This is a genomic window from Pseudarthrobacter sp. CC4 (genome assembly GCF_048957775.1).
Taxonomy (GTDB): domain Bacteria; phylum Actinomycetota; class Actinomycetes; order Actinomycetales; family Micrococcaceae; genus Arthrobacter.
Window position 1 is genome coordinate 1 of sequence record NZ_JARCCZ010000021.1, and the last position, 22,628, is coordinate 22,628.

Here is a 22,628-nt window from a genome sequence, read left to right on the forward strand (position 1 = left end):
CGGCTTCCGCTCCACCGGGACAGCCGAGTTGCGCTGTTCAACGCGCAAAAGCTTCCGGCCTTCAGGTGCCAATGTCACAGTAGAGCTCCTTCGGGGGTAGCGACCAGGGCGTCTTCATTCTTGCGCAGTTCTTCGGTGATCCGGGAAACAAGGTCAGCGGGGGCAACGTCATGGCCGGTTTCCCGGGCAATGGTTGTCACGCCGGCATCCGTGATTCCGCAGGCGATGATCTGCGAGTACGGTGCAAGATCGTTGTTGCAGTTGATGGCGAAGCCGTGCATGGTCACGCCCTCGTGCACCCGGATGCCGATGGCGGCGATCTTCCGGTCCGGACCCTTGCTGTCCGCGGTGATCCACACCCCGGCCCTGCCCTTGATGCGCACGGCGTTGATCCCGTAGTCAGCGAGGACCGCGATGATCACGGATTCCAGGCGTTCGACGTAATCGCGGATGCCTGCCCGGTTCTTCAGTTTGATAATGGGGTATCCCACCAGCTGGCCCGGACCGTGCCAGGTCAGTTTCCCGCCGCGGTCCACCGGGACCACCGGGGTGCCGTCGAACGGCCGTTCGTGGTCCTGGGTCCGTTTTCCGGCGGTATACACCGGTGCGTGTTCCAGGAGGAGGACAGTGCTGGGTGCCATCCCCGCGACCACTTTGTCATGGAGTTCGCTCTGGATTTCCCAACCACGTGTGTAATCGACAAAATCCGGAGCAAGACCCAGCTGTGAAAACTCAAGAGTCATGGCATCCAGCTTAGACCCCGCGGCGTCCCGCGCCCGGTTTAGTGGTTAAGCTCACCCACCTGCAGGGGGCACGTCACAGGGGCTCCGGCACAAGCGCGGAGCCCCTGATGGCATGCCTGTGGATAACTTCTGCAGGCCCTGCCGGATTCGGCTAGACATGAGCTATGGAAGATTTGCAGGCACCCGAGGTGCCGGGCTTCGCCGTCGAACGCCTGCTAGGGCAGGGCGGGAGCGCGGTTGTGTGGCTGGCCAGGGAGCAGAAGACGGGGCGGAACTTCGCGGTGAAATGCTTCCGCTCAGGCCCGGCCCGGTCAATCCGCCCGGAGACGGTGACGGAAGACGCCGTGCGGCGTGAGATCCGGATCCTGTCCGTCCTGGACCACCAGCACCTGGTCAAAGCGCGTGACGCCGTCCGGCTGGGAGGACAGCCGGACGGCGGGACGGCGCTGGTCATGGACTACGCTTCCGGCGGGTCCCTGGCCGCCCTGGTATCCAGCCGCGGCCGGCTCACTGTTGGCGAAACAGTGACGGTACTGACGCCCCTGGCCCAGGTCCTGGGCTACCTGCACAGTAAGGGATTCACCCACTCGGACGTCTCCCCGGGAAACGTCCTGTTCACCGGACAGGGCAAACCGCTCCTGTCCGATCTCGGCATAGCGCGGATGCTGGGTGACCCGGGCAGTACCGCGCTTTCCGGGACGCCCGGCTTCGTGGACCCGGCCCCGGTGGACGCAGTGCGGGGCCTCCAACCGGAACGGGACGTCTATGCGACGGCGGCACTCGGCTGGTTTTGCCTGACCGGCCAGGCTCCGCCCCGTACGGTTGACCGGCCGCCGCTTTCCCTCCTGGTTCCGGATGTTCCACGGGAGTTGGCGGCCGCCCTGGAGGCCGGGCTCAATGAAGACCGGAGGCGCCGGCCCACGGCGGCTGCCCTGGCCACGGCCGTCTACCGCAGTGCCTCGCCCCGGCCGCTGGACCTCGCGGCCTCGGTCCATCCCACGGTGATCCCGGAATTGATGACCCGCCGGCACATCCCGGCGCCGTCCCGGCGCGGAGCAGTCAAGGACAGGGCCGCGGCCGCCGGCAGGCGGTTCGCCGCTGCGAAGTGGGGGGCGCTGCCGCTTTCCAGGCAACGCATGCCCTTCCCGAATGCCACGGGTGAGGTTCGTCCTTCCCAAGGAAGGCACGCTCTCGCAGCGCCGGGCAGGGGGCGGCGCCGTTCTCCGGTGTTGCGGCGAGTGCTGCCGGCGGCTGCGGCGGTGGCTGCCGCAGGCGTGTGGTGGCTCGCTGGAACCGGTGGTACGGCCGCCGAAACTGCCCCCGCCGCCCGGGGATCAGCTGCCGCCGCTGCGCCGCCGCCCGTGGCTGCCGGTACGGCAGCCGCTGGAACAGGGAGCGGCACTGAGGGCGGGGCAGGCCCTGCCGATGCCGCCAGGCAGCAGGCCGGGGACTCCGATCCCGTCCAGGCGGTGGAGGGACTTGCCCTCCTGCGGGACCTGGCTTTCAGCAGGGGCTATTGGGAACTGCTGGCAGAAGTCAATGCCAAGGATTCGCCGGCAGCGGCCTCGGACCAGCAGGCGGTGGAGCGCCTGCGCAGCTCCGGCCACATCCTCGACGGGTTCGCCAGCAACCTTGCGGAGCTTCGCACCGAGGACGGCGCAACAGCCGAGCGCGCCGTGGTGCGTGTCTTGTCCAGTTCCTCCGCCTATGAGGAGAAGGACGCCCATGGCGTGGTCGTTGGGGCCGGGCCGGCCGCCGGAGCGCGCCAGCTCAGGCTGGTCCTCGTAGCCGGGGACGGCAGGTGGCGGATCAGCGAGATCCTGCCGGGCTCCTGATCTTGCCGGGCTCCTGATCCTGCCGCAGCGGCCGGCTGCCTTAGCCCAGGCCGGCCCCTTCTTTGCCTGCAACCTTGTCCTGGCCCGCAACCCACTGCGCGGCCTGTGCCAGCGTGGGGTGCTGCCACTGGAATCCGGCCGCCCGAAGCACGGCAGGCTCCATGCGCTGGCTGGACAGCAGGAGTTCGTCCGCCAGCGCACGCATCACCAGCCGGAGGACCGGGGCAGGTACCCGCAGGGCCGCTGGGCGGTGCACGGCGCGGGCAAGCGCCGACACCAGGGTATTGACGTCGGCGTCCTCGGGAGCACACAGGTTGACCGGCCCGCTAATGCGGGACTCCAGCAAAAAGAGGAACGCCGCGGAAACATCCGGAAGGGTAATCCAGGGCCAGTACTGGCGGCCGTTTCCCAGCGGGCCGCCCACGCCCAGCCGGATCAGCGGCATCAGCCTGCCCAGGGCGCCTCCCTTCCGGCTGAGTACCACGCCCGTCCGGGTCACCACCACCCGCACACCCGGGGGAGCGGTGGCAGCGGCGTCCTCCCACTCCCCGCAGATCGCGGCCAGCGTTCCGGAACCCCGCGGCGCATCTTCACGGAGCACAGTATTTCCCGCGTTGCCGTAGTAGTTGGAGCCGGACTGGCTCAGCAGGACATGCGGCGGGGAATCCATCTGCTGCATCGCCTGGGTGAGGGTGCGCGTTGAATCCACCCGCGAGCGGAAGAGCTCCTCAACGCGCCTGCGGGTCCATGGCCGGTCACCGATGCCGGCGCCGGAGAGATTGACGACGGCGTCAGCCCCGGCCAGGGCCTGCGGGTCCAGTTCCCCCGCGGCAGGGTTCCACCGGACTTCCGCGGCCGTGCCGGGCTTCCGCCTGACCAAGGACACGACGTCGTGTCCGGCGTTCCGGAAGGTTGCTGACATGGATTTGCCGATCAGCCCGGAGGCCCCGGCCATGACGATACGCATGGTCCATCTCACCACGCCACGTGCGCGGCGGCACCTCCCGACAGGCCGCAGGGGGGTTGACTATGATCGAACGATGACCTTTTCGAGCTACTTCCGTTTCCCGCATCTGCATGGTGATCTGGTCACTTTCGTGGCCGAGGATGACGTGTGGATTGCGCCCCTGGGCGGCGGCCGCGCCTGGCGCGTCTCGGCACTCCAGCTGCCCGCCCGCAATCCCCGCTTCACTCCCGACGGGAAGCGGCTGGTGTGGACAGTGGTCCAGGGAACGGCGCCTGAGGTGGTATCGGCGGAGGTCGACGGCGGGGGATACCGCCAGCTGACGTACTTCGGCCACAGCACCACGAGGGTAAAGGGCTTCACCGCCGGCGGTGCGGTAGTGGTCACGAGTGCCTTCCGCCAGGCCGAAAGCAGGCACACGCACGCGTACAGTGTCCCGCTGGAGGGCGGCTGGGCCGAGGAACTCCCGTACGGGCCGGTTGAGTCCGTGGCCTTTGGCCCGGAGGTGGGTGACGAGCGGCCAGTGGTGGTGGGCAGCGTGCTGTCCCGCGAACCCGCCTGGTGGAAGCGCTACCGCGGCGGCACGGCAGGGAAGCTGTGGATCGACACCGACGGCAACGGGGAGTTCGAGCGCCTCCTTCCGGAGCTTGAGGGCAACCTCGCTGATCCAATGTGGGTGGATGGCCGCATTGCGTTCCTTTCCGACCACGAGGGCTACGGCAACCTGTATTCGGTCCTGCCGGGCGGAAAGGACCTGCGCCGGCATACGGACCACGAGGACTTCTATGTCCGGCACGCCTCCACAGACGGCAAACGCGTGATCTTCGAGTCCGCCGGTGAGCTCTGGGTGCTGCACGACCTCAGTTCCGACGCCGTCCGGCTGGACATCAGCCTGGGCTCCGCATCGCAGTCCAGGCGCCCTGCACTGCTGAAGGCGGCCAAACACCTCGGCGCGGTGGTACCGGACACCAGCGGCACTGCAAGTGCGGTCGAGGCCCACGGCACCATCCACTGGCTCCGCCACAAGGATGGTCCGTCCCGCATCATTGAGGCAACGCCGGGGGTCCGCGCCCGCCTGCCCCGGCCCCTTGGCGACGGCCGGCTTGCCTACCTGGCGGACCACGATGGCGTGGAGGCGCTGTACATCAAGGACATCGCGGCCCCTGTGCCGCACCCTGCCGCTGCAGCCGGCACAGCTGCAGCGGGCACAAAGGGGGCCAGCGCGGCATTGGACAACGGCGCGCCGCCGGAGGACGCCGTGGTGCTGCCGCAGCCCGTCCCTGCTGCCGGCGCTGCCGTGCTCGCCGGGAACACGCCGGCCGCCCATGCCTCGGACGAGCAGGCCGACGTCGCGCCTGAATCCGGCGCCCCGGCTGCGGAGGCACCGGCAGGGCCGGCCGCAACCCGCATCGCCTTCCCCAAGCCGTCGCGCGCCAGTGCCCTCGAGGCGAGCCCGGACGGTCGCCGGATAGCCCTGGGCACGTCCTTCGGTGAGGTCTACGTGGCAGACACGCGCACGGGCGAGCTGACACTGGTGTCCAGCATCGGCGAGGGCACGGTTGCGGACCTCGCATGGTCCGGGGACTCGCAGTGGCTCGTATGGTCGGAGCCGGTCACGTCCTTTGGTTCGCGCAGCCGGCTGCGGCTGGCCAACGTGGCAAAGCCCGGCGCCGCCCCGGTGGAAGTCACCGACGGGCGCTTCTGTGACCAGTCGCCGGCCTTCACCCCCGACGGCAGGTTCCTGGCCTTCCTCTCCAACCGCAGCTTCGATCCGGTGTACGACGGACACTCCTTCGACCTCTCCTTCCCCAGCCCCATCAAGCCGTACCTTGTAGCACTCGCCTCGGATACGCCGTCGCCCTTCGGCCCCGCCGTGGACTCCGACGGTGCAGGCACGCCGCCCGCCGAGGCAGCCGGGCAGCAGGACGGCACCGGCCCGGAGCAGCCGGAGGTCCGGGTGGATCCCGAGGGCCTGGCGCACCGGGTCATCACCGTGCCCGTGCCGCAGGGCAACTACACGTCCCTGAAGGCCGCCGAGGGGGCACTGCTGTGGCTCGACTGGGCCCTGGCCGGCGTGACCGGTGATGGAAAAGCCAGCCAGGAGGACAAGGATTCCCGGCCCAGCCTGGTCCGGTACGACCTTGGCCGGCGCAAGCAGGCCACCCTCGTGGACGCGCTGGACAGCTACCGGCTGTCAGGGGACCGCAGCAAGGTGGTGCTGATCTCGGACAAGCAGGTGACAGTGGTCCCGGCCGACGCCAAGGTGGACGAGGAGTCCGGGAAGCTGGTCAAGGTTGACCTCGGCCGGATCAGGGTCATGATGGACCCGCTCAGTGTCTGGGGGCAGGCTTTTGACGAGGCCTGGCGGCTGCAGCGCGATTTCTTCTGGACCGAGGACATGGCGGGGCAGGACTGGGATTCCATCCACCGGCGCTACCGTCCCCTGGTGGAGCGCCTCGGCTCGCACGATGATTTGGTGGACCTCCTGTGGGAGCTGCACGGCGAGCTGGGGACGTCGCATGCCTACGTCCGGCCGGCGCCCGTCACCGAAAACGGCAGCCACGGCCAGGGCAGGCTCGGCGCGGACCTGGCGTACGTCTCCGGCGGGTGGGAGATCACCCGGATCCTTGCCGGCGAGTCCTCCGATCCGCTGGCCACTTCACCCCTGACCAGGCCGGGAGTCGGCGCAAAGGCCGGCGACTTCCTGCTGGCTGTCGACGGCGTGCCGCTGTCCGAAGGCATCACCCCGGCCATGCAGCTGGTGGGAGCAGCCGGGCGGGCTGTGGAGCTCACCCTCCTGAATGGTCCGGCACACGGGGCCGCAGCAGGCACCCAGCGCCGCGTCGCCGTCGTTCCCGTCAAGGACGAGGAGCGCCTGCGGTACCAGGAATGGGTGGCCTCAAACCGGCGCACCGTCCGCGAAGCCTCCGGGGGCAAGTTCGGCTACCTGCACATTCCGGACATGATGGCCAACGGCTGGGCACAGCTGCACCGGGACCTTGACACGGAAACTGCGCTTGACGGCCTCATTGTCGATGTCCGCCGCAACCGTGGCGGGCACACCTCGCAACTGGTCGCAGAACTGATCGGCCGCAAGGTGACCGGTTGGAGCATGCCACGCGGGGAAAAGCCGCGAACCTACCCGCACCACGCACCGCGCGGACCCGTGATCATTCTGGCCGACGAATTCGCTGGCTCGGACGGCGACATCATCACCCAGGTGTCCAAGCTCAGGGGGATCGGACCGGTCATCGGCACCCGCACCTGGGGCGGCGTGGTGGGCATCGACAACCGCTTCTCACTTGCCGACGGCACCGGCGTGACGCAGCCGCGGTACGCCACCTGGTTCGGCGGCGGCGTGGGCTGGGGCGTGGAGAACTACGGCGTCGACCCGGACATCGAGGTCACCTACCCGCCGCACGCCTATGCGGCGGGCCGGGACCCACAGCTGGAGTACGGCATTGGGGCGCTGAAGGAAATGGTCCAGGAGCTGCCCACGGACCGTCCGCCGGCCCGGGAAGGGTACCGCCGGCTGCGTCCGGCTCCGCTCCCGGCGCGCCGACAAGGCAACTGACCGGGGCCGCGCGGGAAGCAGAAAAAGGCCCCGCCTGTCCGGAACATTCCGGACAGGCGGGGCCTTTTGCCATCAGCGCCGGATCAGGACTCCAGCGTTGCATCCAGGGTGATGTCGATGCTTGCCAGGGCGCCGGAAACGGGGCAGCCCACTTTGGCCTCGCCCGCGATCTTCTGGAACTCATCCTCGGAAATGCCGGGGACCCGTGCCGACATGGTCAGGTGGCTGCCGGTGATTCCGGTACCGGGGACAAACGTCACGTCAGCCTTGGTGCGCACTTCCTCAGGCGTGTGGCCCGCTTTATCGAGCTCATTGCTGAACGCCATCGAGAAGCATGCGGCATGGGCTGCCGCGATGAGTTCCTCCGGACTGGTCTTGCCGTTGGCCGCTTCGGTGCGGGCCTTCCAGGTGACATCGAACGTTCCCAGGCCTGAGGTGGCAAGGCTGGTGGTTCCGGAGCCTTCCGTCAGGTTGCCGTTCCATACTGCATTTGCTGAACGCGTTGCTGCCATGTTCACTCCTCAGATTGATCGAATCCGGGGCAGGCTGCTGCCTGGACCCCGCCGTCTTCCATCCTAGGGACTTCAGCGGCTGCTTGCACCGGGTGTCCGCTGTCAGTGGATTGTGACCCGGCGTCCGGCTGCCGCCTGCGGGACCATCACTTCCAGATGGTGGCGATGGCGATGTTCAGCAGCGCGAGTCCGCCCACGGCGTGCGCCAGGCCGGTGCTGATGGGCTCGTTGTTCTTGTACTTGCGGCGGCCGATGAACGCCAGTACGCCGACGGCGAGGGCGATGACGAACTTGATGCCCAGCTTGGCGTAGTTCGCGTCCATGTCCAGGGCCGGGATCAGCCCCATCAGCGCGACCCCGGTCAGCAGCTGGAGCATGGCGCCGTCGAACTGGCGGGGGTGGACGGTGGGCTTCTTCATCTGGCCGATCCAGATGCCGACGATCATGGCGGCGCCGACGATGTGCAGGAAAACCACGATGTTATAGACGATGTTCATGGGACCAGTGTAGCCAAGGGTTCTACGGCTTGTAGTAGTCAGGTTCCATAGCAGTTAAATGACGACGGCGGTGCAGGCCGCCCAGTGGATCCCCACCGGTGCCTGCACCGCCGTCGTGCGTTCCGGCCTGTTACAGCCCCAGGTCAGCCTCGAAGGCGCCTTCTTCAAGGCGTGCCTTCAGGGTCTGGAGGAAACGGCCGGCGTCCGCGCCGTCCACCAGGCGGTGGTCGTACGTCAGGGAGAGGTACATCATGGAGCGGATGGCGATCGAGTCGTCGCCGTTCTCGTCGGCCACCACCACGGCGCGCTTGACGATGGCGCCGGTGCCGAGGATGCCCACCTGCGGCTGGTTGATGATCGGGGTGTCGAACAGGGCCCCGACCGAGCCGATGTTGGTGATGCTGAACGTGCCGCCGGACAGTTCGTCCGGACCGATCTTGCCGTCGCGGGTGCGGCCGGCTACGTCGGCGATCTTGCCCGCCAGTCCGGCGAGGTTAAGGCTGCCGGCGTCGGAGATAACAGGGACCAGCAGGCCCTTGTCGGTGTCGACGGCGATCGCCAGGTGCTCGGCGTTGTGGTAGGTGATTTCCTGCTTGTCCTCGTCGTACGCAGCGTTGAGCTTGGGGTGCTGCTTGAGGGCCTCGGCCACCGCCTTGGCGATGAACGGCAGGAAGGTCAGCTTGACGCCGTTCTGCGCCTGGAAGGAGTTCTTGGCGCGGGCACGGAGCTTGGCAACCTTGGTCATGTCCACTTCGTGGACCTGCGTGAGCTGCGTGGAGACCTCAAGGGATTCGCGCATGCGGCGGGCAATGACCTGGCGGATGCGCGGCGTTTTCTGCGTGGTTCCGCGCAGCGAGGAGACTGCGCCGTTGGATGCTGCAGCGGCGGATGCTGCCGGCGCGGACGCGGCCGGAGCTGCTGCCGGTGCAGCCTTTGCCTCGGCTGCGGCAATGACATCCTGCTTGCGGATGCGGCCGCCGACGCCGGTGCCGGAGAGGGAAGTGATGTCCACGCCGTGCTGGTTTGCCAGCTTTCGGACCAGGGGAGTGACGTAGCCGGACTCGCCGCCGGCGGCGGGTGCCTCGGCTGCGGCCGGAGCGGCCTGCGGTGCCGGTGCCGGAGCTGCCGCGGGGGCCGGAGCTGCCGCCGGTGCAGGTGCTGCTGCGGGGGCTTCCTGCTTCGGCTCTTCCTGCTTGGGGGCTTCCTGGGCGGGGGCGGCCTGCGGTGCTGCGGGTGCGGGCGCTGCTGCCGCGCCTGAGCCGATGACGGCCAGGACGGAGCCCACCTCTGCGGTCTCGTCCTCGTTGACGCGGATCTCCTGGAGGGTGCCGGCCACGGGGGAGGGGATTTCGGTGTCTACCTTGTCCGTGGACACCTCCAGCAGGGGCTCGTCCACCTCGACGGCGTCGCCGACGGCTTTCAGCCAGCGGGTGACCGTGCCCTCGGTGACGCTCTCGCCGAGGGCCGGGAGGGTGACCTCGTGGCTCTCGCCGCCGCCGGCGGCCGGAGCCTCAGGCGCGGAAGCTTCCTGGGCGGGGGCCTCCTGTGCAGGTGCCTCCTGTGCAGGGGCTTCGTCCGGTGCGGGGGCTTCAGTGGACGGGGCCTCGGCCGGTGTGGCCTGCTCAGCGGCAGGGGCCTCTTCGGCGGGGGCGCCGGCGCCGGCGCCGTCGCCGATGCGGACCAAGGGAGCGCCGACCTCGGCGGTCTCGTCCTCGGCAACCAGGATTTCCTCAATCACGCCAGCTACAGGAGAGGGGATTTCAGTGTCTACTTTGTCGGTGGAGACTTCGAGCAGCGGCTCGTCCACCTCTACCCGGTCACCTACCTGCTTGAGCCAGCGGGTGACGGTTCCTTCGGTGACGCTCTCACCGAGGGCGGGCAAGTTAACGGATTCAGACATGTCGTCCCCGTTCTCCTTATTGATCTTTAGTGCGGATGGTTGCTGCCTGTTGGCCAGCCTAGTGCACCCGGCATTCCGTGCCGGGTGCACCAGGCCCTTTGGTGCTGAGGGAAACTAGCCGTGAAGCGGCTTGCCCGCGAGTGCCAGGTGGGCTTCGCCCAGGGACTCGTTCTGCGTGGGGTGGGCGTGCACCAGCTGGGCCACATCCTCCGGGTAGGCTTCCCAGTTGACGATCAGCTGGGCTTCGCCGACCTGCTCGCCCATGCGGGCGCCGATCATGTGGACGCCCACCACGGGGCCGTCCTTCTGGCGGACCAGTTTGACCAGGCCGGACGTGCCCAGGATGGAGCTCTTGCCGTTGCCGGCGAGGTTGTATTCCTGGGTCTGCACCTGGTCCTCACCAAACTTTTCCTTGGCAGCCTTTTCGGTGTAGCCGACGGTGGCGATTTCGGGGTCGGAGTAGGTGACCTTCGGGATGTTGATGTCCTCGACGACCACCGGCTTCAGGCCGGCGATTTCCTCGGCCACGAAAATGCCCTGCTGGTAGCCGCGGTGGGCCAGCTGCACGCCCGGCACGATGTCGCCGACGGCGTAGATGTTGCCGACGCCGGTGTGCAGGCGTTCGTTGGTGATGACGAAGCCACGGTCGATTGTGACGCCCGCTTCCTCGTAGCCAAGGTTGGCGGTGACGGGGCCGCGGCCTACGGCAACGAGGAGGAGATCGGCTTCGAAGGTCTTGCCGTCCACCAGGGTGACCTTGACGCCGTCGTCATTCTGCTCGACGCCCTGGAAGAACACGCCGGTGGAGAACTTGATGCCGCGCTTCTTGAAGGCCCGTTCGAAGTTCTTCACGATGGTGGCGTCCTCGTTGGGAACCAGCGAGGGCAGGCCCTCGACGATCGTGACGTCCACGCCGAAGGACTTCCAGACGGAGGCGAATTCGACGCCGATCACGCCGCCGCCCAGGATGATGGCGCTCTTGGGAATGGAATCCATGGTGAGGGCCTGGTCCGAGGTGATGACCTTGCCGCCGATTTCCAGGCCCGGGAGGGTGCGGGAGTAGGAGCCGGTGGCCAGGACGATGTTCTTGCCCTTGTAGGCCGTGCCGTTAACCACCACCGTGTCGGTGCCCTGGAGCTTGCCTTCACCCTCGATGACGGTGATGCCCTTGGACTTGATGAGGCCCTGGAGGCCCTTGTACTTGCCGGCGATGATGCCGTCCTTGTACGCGTTGACGGCGTTGATGTCGATGCCGTCGAGGGTGACGTTCACGCCGTACTTTGCGGAGTCCCGGGCGTGGTCGGCCAGCTCCGCGGAGTGCAGGAGGGCCTTGGTGGGGATGCAGCCGTTGTGGAGGCAGGTGCCGCCCAGCTTGGCTTTCTCCACGAGGCCGACGGTGAGGCCAAGCTGTACTGCCCGGAGCGCGGCGGCGTATCCGCCGCTGCCGCCGCCGAGTACCAGGATGTCGAATTCTTGCGCAGTTGCCTGATCGGCCACTTAGACGCTCCCTCGCGTGAACGATGACGCGGTCCTGCGCATCATCTGGTCTTGGAACCTGCACTGCTGTGATTATTCCAGCAGGCGAATTCTCTTGCATTTGTGACTACCGTGGTTCACCTTAGCGAACCACTTATCCATGCTCCACCCTGGCACCGCGATTGTGGAGCGCTTGTGTCGAGTGTCACGCGGCTTTGTGGCATAGGGATCACCGGTCCCGCAAAGCCGCGTGCCAGCCCGCTGCGGGCCGCCGGATGTCAGGCGGCAGCAGCCAGGACGTCCTCCACATAGGCCACCAGGGTCCGGACCGTGCAGCCCGTTCCCTGCTTGTGGGTGTAGCCATAGGGGCTCCCGTTGTTGAAGGACGGCCCGGCGATGTCGATATGGGCCCAGGGGATCTGTTCCCCGTCCTTGCCCTTACCCACGAATTCACGGAGGAAAACAGCTGCGGTCATCATGCCGCCATGGCGTTCGCCGATGTTCGCGAGGTCGGCGACCTGTGAGTCAAGGCTGGGACGTAGTTCCTCGGGAAGCGGCATCGGCCACACGAGCTCTCCGGCCCGGTCCGCTGCGGCCTTGAGCGGGCCGGTCACGCTGTCCGATCCCATGACACCCGCTGTCCGGTTTCCCAGGGCGATCAGCTGTGCCCCGGTGAGGGTTGCGACGTCGATGATGGCGTCCGGGTACTCGGCGCTGGCAGCGACGATGCCGTCGGCCATCACCAGCCTGCCCTCGGCATCGGTGTTCAGGACCTCAACGGTCTTTCCGCCGAACATCGTCAGGACATCGGCCGGACGTGAAGCGGCGCCGGAGGGCATGTTCTCGGCGATGCAGAGCCAGGCGGTTGCCTTCACCGGCAGGCCAAGTCCCGCCAGGGCCAGGACAGTGTTAAGGACGACGGCGGCGCCCGCCATGTCGCTCTTCATGTCACCCATGCCGAGGGCCGGCTTGATGGAGATTCCGCCAGTGTCAAAGGTGATGCCCTTGCCGACGAGCGCGATCTTTGACGTTGCCTTGGCGGGAGAGTATTCCACCTTGACCAGGCGCGGCTGGCGGGCGGAGCCCTTGCCCACGCCCATGATGCCGCCGAAGCCTTCCTTCTCGAGGCGCTTCTCGTCCCACACGGTGACCTTCACGGGCAGGCCCTTGGCCAGCTCCTTCGCGGCCTCGGCGAAGGACTCGGGGTAGAGGTGGCTGGGCGGCTGGTTCACCAGCGAACGGGTGGCGTTGACCGCCCTGCCGATCAGTGCAGCCCTTTTAAGGACAGGGGCAAGTTCCTTCTGGTCGGTCAGGTCAGTGAAAATGACCGCATTGCGGACAGGATCCTTCAGGCCTTCCCTGGAGGTGCGGAACTCGGTGAAGGAATAGGCCCCCAGAGCGGCACCTTCGGCCACGGCTGCGACGTCGGCGGCAGTCGCCGTCGGGAACGCCAAGGCAACCGTGGCGAAACCGGCGAGTTGGCGGATGGCGGAGCCGGCCGCCCTGCGCAGTGTTTCCCCGGCCAGGGGCTGCGCAGCCGATACCTTGCCCACGCCGGCCAAAACCAGGACACCCGCGCCGGTCTCGGGGAGGCCCGGCAGGCGCACCAGCTGATCCGCCGCGCCCGTGACGCCGAGCGCCTTAAGGGAATCGGCCAGCGCCTCGGCGGACCTTGCCGTCAGCGGGTTCTCCAGGAGGACGGGACCGTCTGCACCCTGCCCCACGCCTATGACCACGGCGTCGCTGGGGCTCTTCTTCAGGTCCCGCGAGAGGGTACTAAGGTTGATTTCAGTATTCTTGACCACGGGGTCAGTCCTCGATTCTCGAAAGATGTTCGGGCAGGGGAGCATGTTCGGCGCTCTGCCATGGTTCCCCGGGTACGGCCGTTCGGAACGCAGCCCGGGAGTTGCAGGCCCGTCTGGCAGGCCAGTTCCGATCGTAGCCCGTGGCCGCAGCGCGCGGGGTATTTCGTGAGAGGTGCGCCACACCGGGCGCCGGAATGCGAGGCCGTCCCGGGGCGTTGTAAAAAAAGAATGTCCACCCGCACCTATGAAAGGAACATGCCGTGCTTGAACGGATTTCCGGCTCCCTGCTGGACCCCGGTGCGCTCTATGCGAGCAACATTGAGCTGTTCCACAGCCCCGGGCTCCGCGGGCTGAACCTGGTGATGGGCTTCACCGGATTCGCCGATGCCGGCCACGTGGTGAAGCAGATCAATGCGGAGCTGCTGGATTCCCTTGACGCCGAGCCGGTGGCGGTTTTCGACGCCGACCAGCTGATCGACTACCGCTCACGCAGGCCGCACCTGACCTTCGTGGAGGACCACCTCCAGGACTACCAGGAACCGAAGCTGGCCCTGTACCGCCTGGTGGACGGGCTCGGAAAGCCTTTCCTCCTGCTGGCAGGCTTCGAACCGGACCTGCAGTGGGAACGCTTTGCCCGCGCCGTGGTGGGCATCGTGGAGCAACTGGACGTCAACCTGGTTACCTGGATCCACTCCATTCCAATGCCGGTTCCGCACACCCGCCCGGTGGGCGTCACGGTGCACGGCAACCGGCCGGAGCTGATCGAGGGCATCTCGGTGTGGAAGCCCACCGTGGAGGTTCCCGCAGCTGTGGGCCACATCCTGGAACTCCGCCTGGTGGAGGCAGGACGCAATGTTGCCGGTTATGTCATCCACGTGCCCCACTACCTGGCCGAGGCCGAATACCCCACGGCAGCCGTCGCCGGCCTTGAATACCTGGGGGCGGCTACCTCGCTGATGCTGCCCTCGGACAGGCTCCGCGAAGCCGGCCGCGAGGTCAGCCGCCAGATTGCCGAACAGATTGACGCCTCCGAGGAAGTCCAGCAGGTGGTGTCGCGGCTGGAGACCCGCTACGACGAGAAGGCCGAGGGCACGGTCCGCCGATCGCTCCTCGCCGACGAGAATGACGAGCTGCCCAACGCCGACGTCCTGGGCGCCGCGGTGGAAGCGTACCTGGCGCGGGAGAACCCGGGGCAATAAAGGCCTGCAGCGTTGTCCCCGGGCATAATGAAGTGGTGACTGCACCCCGCGCCTGGCTTATCTGGACCATCGGAATCTTTGGGTACCTGGTAGCCGTGGCGCAGCGCACGTCCTTTGGCGTGGTGGGGCTGGAAGCCACTGAGCGGTTCCATGCCAGCGCGTCGGCGATCTCGTTCTTCACTGTCCTCCAGCTCCTTGTCTACGCCGGACTCCAGATCCCGGTTGGCCTGCTGGTGGACAGGTTCGGCTCGCGCGCCATGATCGCCGGCGGCGCCGCCCTGATGGGCCTGGGCCAGCTCCAACTCGCTTTTGCCGACACAATTCCCGGGGGAGTGGCCGGCCGCGTGCTGGTGGGCGCCGGGGACGCCATGACCTTCATCTCCGTGATCCGGCTGATTCCCCTGTGGTTCGCTCCAGCCCGGGTGCCCCTGGTGACCCAGCTGACGGGCATGTCCGGCCAGCTGGGCCAGCTGTTCAGCGTCATCCCGTTCGCCTTCGTCCTCCATCTCTCAGGCTGGACCACCGCGTTCCTGATGCTGGCAGGCCTGTCCGCGCTCGCCATCGTCCTGGTCCTGCTGCTCCTGCAGGACGCCCCGCCGGGCACGGAACGGCCGCACGCGAAACAGGGCCTGCGGGCAACCGGCGCCTCCCTGGCCCGGGCCTGGCGCCAGCCGGGGACACGGCTGGGGTTGTGGAGCCACTTCACCATCCAGTTCAGCGGCACGGTGTTTGCCATGACCTGGGGCTACCCCTTCCTCATTTCCGGCCAGGGACTGGATGCCGGAACAGTTGCCGCCCTTATGGCGCTGTACGTCGCCGCCGCAATGGCGGTAGGGCCGTTCATCGGACGCTTCGTGTCAAGGCATCCGTTGCGGCGTTCCACCATGGTCCTGCTGATTGCCGGCGCTACCGCGGGGGCATGGGCTGCCGTCCTGCTGACTCCCGGACGGGCCCCCCTCTGGCTGCTGGCCGGCCTTGTCGTGGTGCTCGCCGTCGGCGGCCCCGGCTCGATGATCGGCTTCGACTTCGCACGGACGTTCAATCCGGCGCACCGGATCGGAACGGCGACGGGCATCGTCAACGTAGGCGGGTTCATCGCAGCCCTTGTCGCAATCTTCCTGATCGGGCTGATGCTGGACGTCCTGTATGCCAGCGGTTTCTCCAACGGCGTCCTGTACGGGCTGGATCCGTTCCGTATTGCCCTGAGCGTCCAGTTCCTGCTGATCGGATCCGGTGCGGCTGCGATGCTGGTATGCCGGCGCAAGGTGCGGCGCCAAATGGCCGCGCAGGGCGTCATTGTTCCACCCCTGCGCAGCGCCCTTGCCCGCCAGCGGCGGGAAAGCCTCGCCCGGCGCCGGCAGCCGACGCCTACGGACGGCGCCGACTAGTCCTGCACAGCGCAGGGTTCCCCACATAGCCGGACCAGGTCCTTACCCGGTGCAGGCGGTCCATGAAGGCTGGAGGCATGACACCTCCAGAACACCTGACAATCCGCAGCCCGGAAGACGTCCTGGGCTTCATTCCCCACTCGCTGGGCTACTGGCCGTCCGCAAGCCTGGTTGCCATGACATTGCAGGGCAAACGGCTGGGCGCCACGCTCCGTCTGGATCTGCCCGGCCCGGACGTCCTGGCGCAGCCCGCCGCCTTTGCCCGGACGGTCTGCACCTACCTTGAAGCGGACCGTAATGCCGACGGGTCGCTGCTGGCACTGTTCACCAACAATGGCTGGCTGGCAGGGCCGGACCGCTATGGCAGCCTGCTCGCGGGGCTGCAATGGGCGCTGGCCGGAGCAGGAATGCCGGTCCGGGATGCCTGGTATGTCGGCAGCGAGTATTGGCGGGACGCGTTGTGTGCTGATCCTGCGTGCTGCCCTTTTCCCGGACGTCCGGTGCAGGAGATCCGGGACAGCACCCTGAACGCAGAAATGGTGTACCGCGGAAGCAGCGTGGGCCCGGCGCCGCAGGAACAGGCGGCCGCGGTCCTGCCTGGTTCCAGCCTCCATTTTGCTGCTGTCCGGGAGGCCGAAGAGGCGTGGTTGGCACAACTGGACCTGCGCCGCGGAAGCAGGCAGCAGTTTGACGCTGTCCTGGAGGTCTGGGCGGCCCTGCTTAACCGTCCGCGGGGTGAACCGTGGCTGCCCGAGGCTGAACGCGACGGCTTCCTGCGGGCAACCCTGCTGGTACCGCGATGGCGGGATGCCGTCCTGATGATGGCTGCCGCCGGACGGGCGGCAGCGGAAGCCGGGGCCGGGCAGTTCGCCATATTTCGCGACGAATGCCGCCTTGAACCTGTGGCTCCGCCGGCAGAGGCCTTTGGCGCCGGCCCTGGCCGTGAAGCGGCCCCGCCCGGTGGAACTCCGAACAGCCGGGCGACGGAAACGGGTGTTCCCCGCTATGGCGATGTCCTGATGGGGATCCAGCCTGCCGCCCCGGACTGGGAGAGGCTCGACGCCTTGGATCTCATTTTCCGGCAACTCGCACCGTCCGGAGGAAAGGCTGCGGCAGCATCGCTCACGGGAAGGGGCTGGATCGCGTGGTGCCGGGGCCGCGGCTCCTTCTCCGCGGCCTACCTCGCCCAGGCCCTGGATCTGGAACCCGGGTACCGGCTCGCGGAACTGCTGCTGGAACTGGTCCACAGGGGAACCGTCTGCGGCTGGGCGGCACGGAAGGAGGCAGCCTGGCAGAAATTCGGCCCCGACGCGGCGTGAGTGGCGGGCGAAGGGGTGGCGTGAGCGTGCAGCGGGCACGGGCCGGCGGCCTTGCCTGACGACGAGAACAGCGGAGAGGCCGTTAACCGGGAAAACATGAGACAATGGATGCCGAGACCCGGTTGGGTCCGTGTATCGAGCGCCCAGGATTGAGCCCTTCGGGGAACATTACAGCGGCTCCGGCAGTTGTCTTAATAGACTCTGCCGGCCGTGGTAGCGCTTGGTTTTCACCACGGACTTGACAGGGTCATAGTGGTGTTGCCCGTATGGTGATTCCACAGACCACCGCTAGAAAGGTTTTCTGTGACCCCGTCTTCCACGAAGAAGGACCCCGCCGCCCAGGACGAACTGTCCGCCGAGGAGAAGCAGGCTGCGACTAACGCCAAGCGGGCAGCTACGCGGGCAGCCAACAAAGCATCTGCCGGTGAGGCCGCGGACGGCAAGCGCGAGCCCAAGAAGCGCGGGCCCAAGCCAGGCGCAAAGGCAGCTGCCGAGGCCGCCGGTAAGTCTGCGGCCGGTGGCGCGGACGATGTAGAAGAAGTCGACGAAGATCTCGACGACATCATCCTCGAAGGACCCGAGGTCATCGAGGACGACGCCGAGGCAGATCCCGCCAAGGGTGCCGCCGGCTCCGGCAAGGGCTTCGTCTACTCGGACGCCGATGACGACGACGCACCCGTGCAGCAGGTCATGTCCGCTGGAGCTACAGCCGACCCCGTCAAGGACTACCTGAAGCAGATCGGTAAGGTCGCACTGCTCAACGCCGAGCAGGAAGTTGACCTGGCGCTCCGGATCGAAGCCGGACTGTTTGCCGAGGAAAAGATCAACGCTGACGACGGCTCCATGGATCCGAAGTACAAGCGGGAGCTCGAATTCATCATCCATGACGGTAAGCGCGCCAAGAACCACCTCCTGGAAGCGAACCTCCGCCTGGTGGTCTCCCTGGCCAAGCGCTACACCGGCCGCGGCATGCTGTTCCTGGACCTCATCCAGGAAGGCAACCTGGGCCTCATCCGCGCGGTGGAGAAGTTCGACTACACCAAGGGCTTCAAGTTCTCCACCTACGCCACCTGGTGGATCCGCCAGGCAATCACCCGCGCCATGGCCGACCAGGCACGCACCATCCGTATTCCGGTGCACATGGTCGAGGTCATCAACAAGCTGGCCCGCGTGCAGCGCCAGATGCTGCAGGACCTGGGCCGTGAACCCACGCCCGAAGAGCTGGCCCTCGAACTGGACATGACGCCCGAGAAGGTCGTTGAAGTCCAGAAGTACGGCCGCGAGCCCATTTCGCTGCACACGCCCCTGGGCGAGGACGGCGACTCCGAGTTCGGCGACCTGATCGAGGACTCCGAAGCTGTGGTTCCTGCGGACGCCGTGAGCTTCACGCTCCTGCAGGAGCAGCTGCACTCCGTCCTGGACACGCTGTCCGAACGCGAGGCCGGCGTTGTGGCCATGCGCTTCGGCCTGACTGATGGACAGCCGAAGACTTTAGACGAAATCGGAAAGGTCTACGGAGTCACGCGTGAGCGCATCCGCCAGATCGAATCGAAGACCATGTCCAAGCTCCGCCACCCGTCGCGGTCGCAGGTGCTCCGGGACTACCTGGACTAGGTCAGGACCGGTCAACAACGCGGCCCGCCGGCCGCCGCGCCCCAGGTGCAGCAGCCGGCGGGCCGCGTTGTTTCCGCCAGGTCGTGCAGGACCGCTGCGCCGCGGGGCAGTGCCTTGAATCTTTACTGCTTAAAAGGATTGGGACCCCACCATGCGGCGGGGTCCCAACAGCTTCTGGAACCTAGTCGATTTCTACGACTGCCTTTTCGTGAAGCTTGCCCGTCTCGTCGTGCCAGTCGGAGCTCAACGGCTTGAGGGTCGCCTCCACTGCACGGGCGTGGTGGCCGCAGAACAGCAGTTCACCGCCGGAGGACTCCAATACAACCCGGACGTAAGCCTGAGCTCCGCAACGATCGCACCGGTCCAGTGCGTTGAGTGTGCGGTCTGCCACTGCTGTTGTCATGTCGGCCTCCTTAGTAGATCAGTACGTCTATATAACCAGCATTCGTAACAAAACCATCGCAAGGATGGGGCAAGTTCGCTGTGCGCGTATCCGCAAAGTTGGCTCAAGTTCGCCGCAGGGGCTGGCCGGCACAATCCCGCGTGGCGCGGTCCACACCCCCGGCCAGGTGTGGCAGCCGGCCTGCCGGTACCCGGCCGACTACCCTAGAGGAAGCGATCCACGCCTGCTGTTCCCGTCCCTGAAGGAGTTCATCACCAGTGGCACCAAGTTCTGATTACACTGCCCGGCACCTGTCTGTACTGGAGGGCCTCGAGGCTGTCCGCAAGCGCCCGGGCATGTACATCGGTTCCACCGACTCCCGCGGACTCATGCACTGCCTCTGGGAGATCATCGACAACTCCGTGGATGAGGCCCTGGCCGGCTTCGGCCACGACATCAAGATCATCCTCCACGCCGACAACTCCGTGGAGATCCACGATGACGGCCGCGGCATCCCCATCGACAAGGAACCCAAGACCGGCCTGACGGGCGTCGAAGTGGTTTTCACGAAACTGCACGCCGGCGGCAAGTTCGGCGGCGGCTCCTACACCGCCTCCGGCGGCCTGCACGGCGTCGGCGCGTCCGTGGTCAACGCACTGTCCTCCCGCCTCGACGTTGAGGTGGACCGCGGCGGCAAGACCTACAAGATGTCCTTCCGGCGCGGCGAGCCCGGGCGCTTCAAGGACGTCGGCTCCAAGGTCGACCCGGCCGCACCCTTCACCCCGTTCGTGGACGATTCCGTCCTGGACGTGGTGGGCAAAGCGAAGCGCGGGGTCACGGGCACCCGGATCCGGTACTGGGCCGACCGGCAGATCTTCACCCCGGACGCAAAGTTCTCCTATGACGAACTGGCCGCCCGCGCGCGCCAGACCTCCTTCCTGGTGCCCGGCCTCAAACTGACCGTGCGCGATGAGCGGAGGTTCCCGGGAACGCCCGGCGAGGCAGGAGTGCACGAAGAGGTCTTCCACCACGACGGCGGGATCTCCGAATTCGCGGAGTTCCTCGCCGCCGATCCCGCCGTCACTGACGTCTGGCGGCTGCATGGCTCCGGAAAGTTCAAGGAGACGGTTCCCGTCCTGGACGAGCGCGGGCACAGCCAGCTGGCCGAGGTGGAGCGGGACTGTGAGGTGGATGTCGCGCTGCGCTGGGGCATTGGCTACGACAGCACCGTCCGGAGCTTCGTCAACATCATCTCCACCCCCAAGGGCGGAACCCACCAGTCAGGCTTTGAGCAGGCCCTGGTCAAGACCTTCCGCAAAGCGGTGGAAACCAACGCCCGTAAGCTCAAGGCGGGCAACGACAAGATCGAAAAGGATGACATCTTCGCGGGCCTGACCGCCGTCCTGACCGTGCGGCTGGCGGAACCGCAGTTCGAAGGCCAGACCAAGGAGATCCTGGGCACCTCGGCGGTGCGCGCCATCGTGTCAAAGGTGGTGGAGCGCGAGATCAGTGCCAAACTCGGCTCCGCGAACCGGAACGACAAGGCCCAGTCGGCCCTGCTGCTGGAAAAAATCGTCAACGAAATGAAGTCGCGGATCTCGGCACGCGTCCACAAGGAAACCCAGCGGCGCAAGAACGCCCTGGAAACTTCCTCGATGCCCACCAAGCTTGCCGACTGCCGTACGGACGACGTCGGCCGCTCCGAACTTTTCATCGTGGAAGGCGATTCAGCGCTGGGAACCGCCAAACTGGCACGGTCCTCGGACTTCCAGGCCCTGCTGCCCATCCGCGGCAAGATCCTCAACGTCCAGAAGGCCTCGGTGGGGGACATGCTTTCCAACGCCGAATGCGCAGCCCTCATCCAGGTGGTGGGTGCGGGCTCCGGGCGCAGCTTCGATATCAGCGCCGCCCGCTACGGCAAAGTAATCCTGATGACGGACGCCGATGTTGACGGCGCGCACATCCGCACGCTGCTCCTGACGCTCTTCTTCCGCTACATGCGCCCCATGATCGAAGATGGCCGCGTTTTCGCCGCGGTGCCGCCGCTGCACCGGGTGGAGGTCATCAACGCTGGCCAGAAGGCGAACGAAATGATCTACACGTACTCGGAGGCGGAACTCCATGTCCTCCTGGCCCGCCTTGCCAAGGAAGGCAAGCGGTACAAGGAGCCCATCCAGCGCTACAAGGGCCTGGGCGAGATGGATGCCGAGCAGCTGGCCGAGACCACCATGGACCCGCGGCACCGCACGCTGCGCAAGGTGGGCATCGAGAACGCCAAGCAGGCAGAGGAGATCTTTGACCTGCTGATGGGCTCGGACGTGTCGCCGCGCAAGGACTTTATTATCGCCGGCGCCGCAAGCCTGGACCGGGAGCGCATCGACGCCTGACGGGGCGGTGGAGCCGCCGGAGGTACGACGCCGCGGCTCAGCCCGGCAGCCCCGGTACCACCAGCAGGGCGGTGGGCAGCGCCAGCAGCAGTACGGATCCGGCCATCACCATGTTCCGGACCGGAGCCGGCAGCTCAGGCTGGGGTGAGAGCAGCCTGCTGACCCTGGTGGCCGTGGTGCGGGCCGGGTCCGGGCCGGGCGTGCCGGCGGCCGCCTCGAGCCCGGACAGCGCCAGGCTGGAAGCTGAGGGGCGGAGTTCCGCTCCTCCGGTGTTCCCGGCCGATCCGCTGGCCACGATGGCGATGGCCTTGATCAGCGTGGCCTTGCTCTCGGTTTTGAGCGCGACGTCGTCGGCCAGCATTTCGATCAGCGAATTCACCGACTCCTGGGCCAGGCGGGTGGTGGGCAGCCACGGCAGTGCTTGCCGCCAGGCGGCAAAAGCCCACAGCAGCAGGTGGTGCCGTTGGTTCAGGTGGGCGTTCTCATGGATCAGTACCGCCCGGAGTTCAGCCGGTTCAAGGGCCGCCATCAGGCCATCCGAGAGGACCGTCACCGAGCGGGCGCCGCCGGGAAGGCAGTAGGCCACGGGGGAGTCATGGCTGATCACGAGCGTTCCCGTTCCTTCACCGGACGGTGAGGCCAGGAGGGCCAGCAGTTCGCGGTGCCGCCGGCGCTGGCGCTCGATCTTGTAGTAGGTCAGCAACAGTGTGAACACGAGGTGGGCGGTGAGCAGGGCTGCGGCGGACAGGGCAAAGATGTGCCAGAACCCCAAAGCCGTGGTGGGGGCATTGAAGAGCACCATTCCGGCCAGCGCCCGAAGCCCCGCAATCAGGTTGTCGCCGATCGGTTCCAGGCCGTAGACCAGCATGGCGCCGATCATCGACAGCCCGCCGGCCAGGGCGATCGCCTGCCACAGGATCATGGCAGTGAACGGCGAGCGGGCAGGCCACTTCGCCCGCGAGAGGAGGATAGGCACCGGCCACGCCAGGACTATCGCAAGGACCGCCAGCAGGTATGAGGCCCAGAACATGGT

At 67.0% G+C, this 22,628-nt stretch carries 16 protein-coding genes; 7 read left to right on the forward strand and 9 right to left on the reverse strand.

The annotated features are described in order from the left end of the window. Positions 1 to 74: 74 nt before the first annotated feature. A complete protein-coding gene (gene lipB, locus PV768_RS14955) occupies positions 75 to 743 on the reverse strand; it encodes a lipoyl(octanoyl) transferase LipB (protein WP_421093418.1) in 669 nt (222 codons plus the stop codon). A gap of 164 nt (positions 744 to 907) precedes the next feature. Here lipB and PV768_RS14960 point away from each other — a divergent pair, with 164 nt between their 5' ends. Beyond that, on the forward strand, positions 908 to 2,578 hold the full coding sequence (locus PV768_RS14960) for a serine/threonine-protein kinase (protein WP_421093419.1): 1,671 nt from the start codon (positions 908 to 910) through the stop codon (positions 2,576 to 2,578). A gap of 40 nt (positions 2,579 to 2,618) precedes the next feature. Here PV768_RS14960 and PV768_RS14965 read toward each other — a convergent pair whose 3' ends face one another. Beyond that, complete coding sequence (locus tag PV768_RS14965) at positions 2,619 to 3,545, reverse strand: TIGR01777 family oxidoreductase (protein ID WP_421093420.1); 927 nt, start codon at positions 3,543 to 3,545, stop codon at positions 2,619 to 2,621. Between the two features lie 73 nt (positions 3,546 to 3,618). Between PV768_RS14965 and PV768_RS14970 the strand changes: the two genes are divergently transcribed. Next, a complete protein-coding gene (locus PV768_RS14970) occupies positions 3,619 to 7,116 on the forward strand; it encodes a S41 family peptidase (RefSeq protein ID WP_421093421.1) in 3,498 nt (1,165 codons plus the stop codon). Between the two features lie 83 nt (positions 7,117 to 7,199). On the opposite strand, the gene PV768_RS14975 is transcribed toward PV768_RS14970, so the two are convergent. The 5 genes from PV768_RS14975 to PV768_RS14995 form a co-directional block, all read right to left on the reverse strand. Further along, positions 7,200 to 7,628 (reverse strand): OsmC family protein, encoded by a 429-nt coding sequence (locus PV768_RS14975; protein ID WP_421093422.1) that lies wholly within the window; start codon positions 7,626 to 7,628, stop codon positions 7,200 to 7,202. Positions 7,629 to 7,774: 146 nt separating this feature from the next. Beyond that, positions 7,775 to 8,125, reverse strand: coding sequence for a hypothetical protein (locus tag PV768_RS14980; protein WP_157238486.1), 351 nt, complete (start codon positions 8,123 to 8,125; stop codon positions 7,775 to 7,777). Between the two features lie 130 nt (positions 8,126 to 8,255). Next, positions 8,256 to 10,025: a 2-oxoglutarate dehydrogenase, E2 component, dihydrolipoamide succinyltransferase gene (gene sucB, locus PV768_RS14985; protein ID WP_421093423.1), complete on the reverse strand. Its 1,770-nt coding sequence runs from the start codon at positions 10,023 to 10,025 to the stop codon at positions 8,256 to 8,258. A 114-nt stretch (positions 10,026 to 10,139) separates the two neighbouring features. Beyond that, positions 10,140 to 11,522, reverse strand: a complete 1,383-nt coding sequence (gene lpdA / locus PV768_RS14990) for a dihydrolipoyl dehydrogenase (protein WP_321215945.1) — start codon at positions 11,520 to 11,522, stop codon at positions 10,140 to 10,142. 257 nt (positions 11,523 to 11,779) lie between these two features. Continuing rightward, the gene (locus tag PV768_RS14995; RefSeq protein ID WP_421093424.1) at positions 11,780 to 13,306 is read right to left on the reverse strand and encodes a leucyl aminopeptidase; all 1,527 of its coding nucleotides are present in this window, start codon (positions 13,304 to 13,306) and stop codon (positions 11,780 to 11,782) included. 260 nt (positions 13,307 to 13,566) lie between these two features. On the opposite strand from PV768_RS14995, the gene PV768_RS15000 reads away from it, so the two are divergent. The 4 genes from PV768_RS15000 (at position 13,567) to PV768_RS15015 (ending at position 18,826) form a co-directional block, all read left to right on the forward strand. Further along, entirely contained in the window at positions 13,567 to 14,505 is a 939-nt protein-coding gene (locus PV768_RS15000) for a PAC2 family protein (RefSeq protein ID WP_321215947.1), read from the forward strand. Between the two features lie 35 nt (positions 14,506 to 14,540). Continuing rightward, positions 14,541 to 15,893, forward strand: coding sequence for an MFS transporter (locus PV768_RS15005; protein ID WP_421093425.1), 1,353 nt, complete (start codon positions 14,541 to 14,543; stop codon positions 15,891 to 15,893). Positions 15,894 to 15,970: 77 nt separating this feature from the next. Continuing rightward, positions 15,971 to 17,212, forward strand: coding sequence for a DUF4192 domain-containing protein (locus PV768_RS15010; RefSeq protein ID WP_421093426.1), 1,242 nt, complete (start codon positions 15,971 to 15,973; stop codon positions 17,210 to 17,212). 303 nt (positions 17,213 to 17,515) lie between these two features. Next, positions 17,516 to 18,826 (forward strand): RNA polymerase sigma factor, encoded by a 1,311-nt coding sequence (locus PV768_RS15015; protein ID WP_321215950.1) that lies wholly within the window; start codon positions 17,516 to 17,518, stop codon positions 18,824 to 18,826. A gap of 181 nt (positions 18,827 to 19,007) precedes the next feature. On the opposite strand, the gene PV768_RS15020 is transcribed toward PV768_RS15015, so the two are convergent. After that, positions 19,008 to 19,229: a DUF7455 domain-containing protein gene (locus tag PV768_RS15020; RefSeq protein WP_139028897.1), complete on the reverse strand. Its 222-nt coding sequence runs from the start codon at positions 19,227 to 19,229 to the stop codon at positions 19,008 to 19,010. Positions 19,230 to 19,486: 257 nt separating this feature from the next. Between PV768_RS15020 and PV768_RS15025 the strand changes: the two genes are divergently transcribed. Further along, positions 19,487 to 21,595 (forward strand): DNA gyrase/topoisomerase IV subunit B, encoded by a 2,109-nt coding sequence (locus tag PV768_RS15025; RefSeq protein WP_421093427.1) that lies wholly within the window; start codon positions 19,487 to 19,489, stop codon positions 21,593 to 21,595. Between the two features lie 37 nt (positions 21,596 to 21,632). Here the strand turns inward: PV768_RS15025 and PV768_RS15030 are convergent, their stop codons facing one another. Beyond that, a complete protein-coding gene (locus PV768_RS15030) occupies positions 21,633 to 22,625 on the reverse strand; it encodes a M56 family metallopeptidase (protein WP_157238482.1) in 993 nt (330 codons plus the stop codon). Positions 22,626 to 22,628 lie beyond the last annotated feature (3 nt).

Bases quoted from the DNA above. Each gene is read 5' to 3' on its own strand.
- PV768_RS14960 (WP_421093419.1), top strand. From the start codon at position 908: ATGGAAGATTTGCAGGCACCCGAGGTGCCGGGCTTCGCCGTCGAACGC.
- PV768_RS15020 (WP_139028897.1), bottom strand. From the start codon at position 19,229: ATGACAACAGCAGTGGCAGACCGCACACTCAACGCACTGGACCGGTGC.
- sucB (WP_421093423.1), bottom strand. From the start codon at position 10,025: ATGTCTGAATCCGTTAACTTGCCCGCCCTCGGTGAGAGCGTCACCGAA.
- lipB (WP_421093418.1), bottom strand. From the start codon at position 743: ATGACTCTTGAGTTTTCACAGCTGGGTCTTGCTCCGGATTTTGTCGAT.
- PV768_RS14965 (WP_421093420.1), bottom strand. From the start codon at position 3,545: ATGCGTATCGTCATGGCCGGGGCCTCCGGGCTGATCGGCAAATCCATG.
- PV768_RS14970 (WP_421093421.1), top strand. From the start codon at position 3,619: ATGACCTTTTCGAGCTACTTCCGTTTCCCGCATCTGCATGGTGATCTG.
- PV768_RS15030 (WP_157238482.1), bottom strand. From the start codon at position 22,625: ATGTTCTGGGCCTCATACCTGCTGGCGGTCCTTGCGATAGTCCTGGCG.
- PV768_RS15010 (WP_421093426.1), top strand. From the start codon at position 15,971: ATGACACCTCCAGAACACCTGACAATCCGCAGCCCGGAAGACGTCCTG.
- PV768_RS14975 (WP_421093422.1), bottom strand. From the start codon at position 7,628: ATGGCAGCAACGCGTTCAGCAAATGCAGTATGGAACGGCAACCTGACG.
- PV768_RS14980 (WP_157238486.1), bottom strand. From the start codon at position 8,125: ATGAACATCGTCTATAACATCGTGGTTTTCCTGCACATCGTCGGCGCC.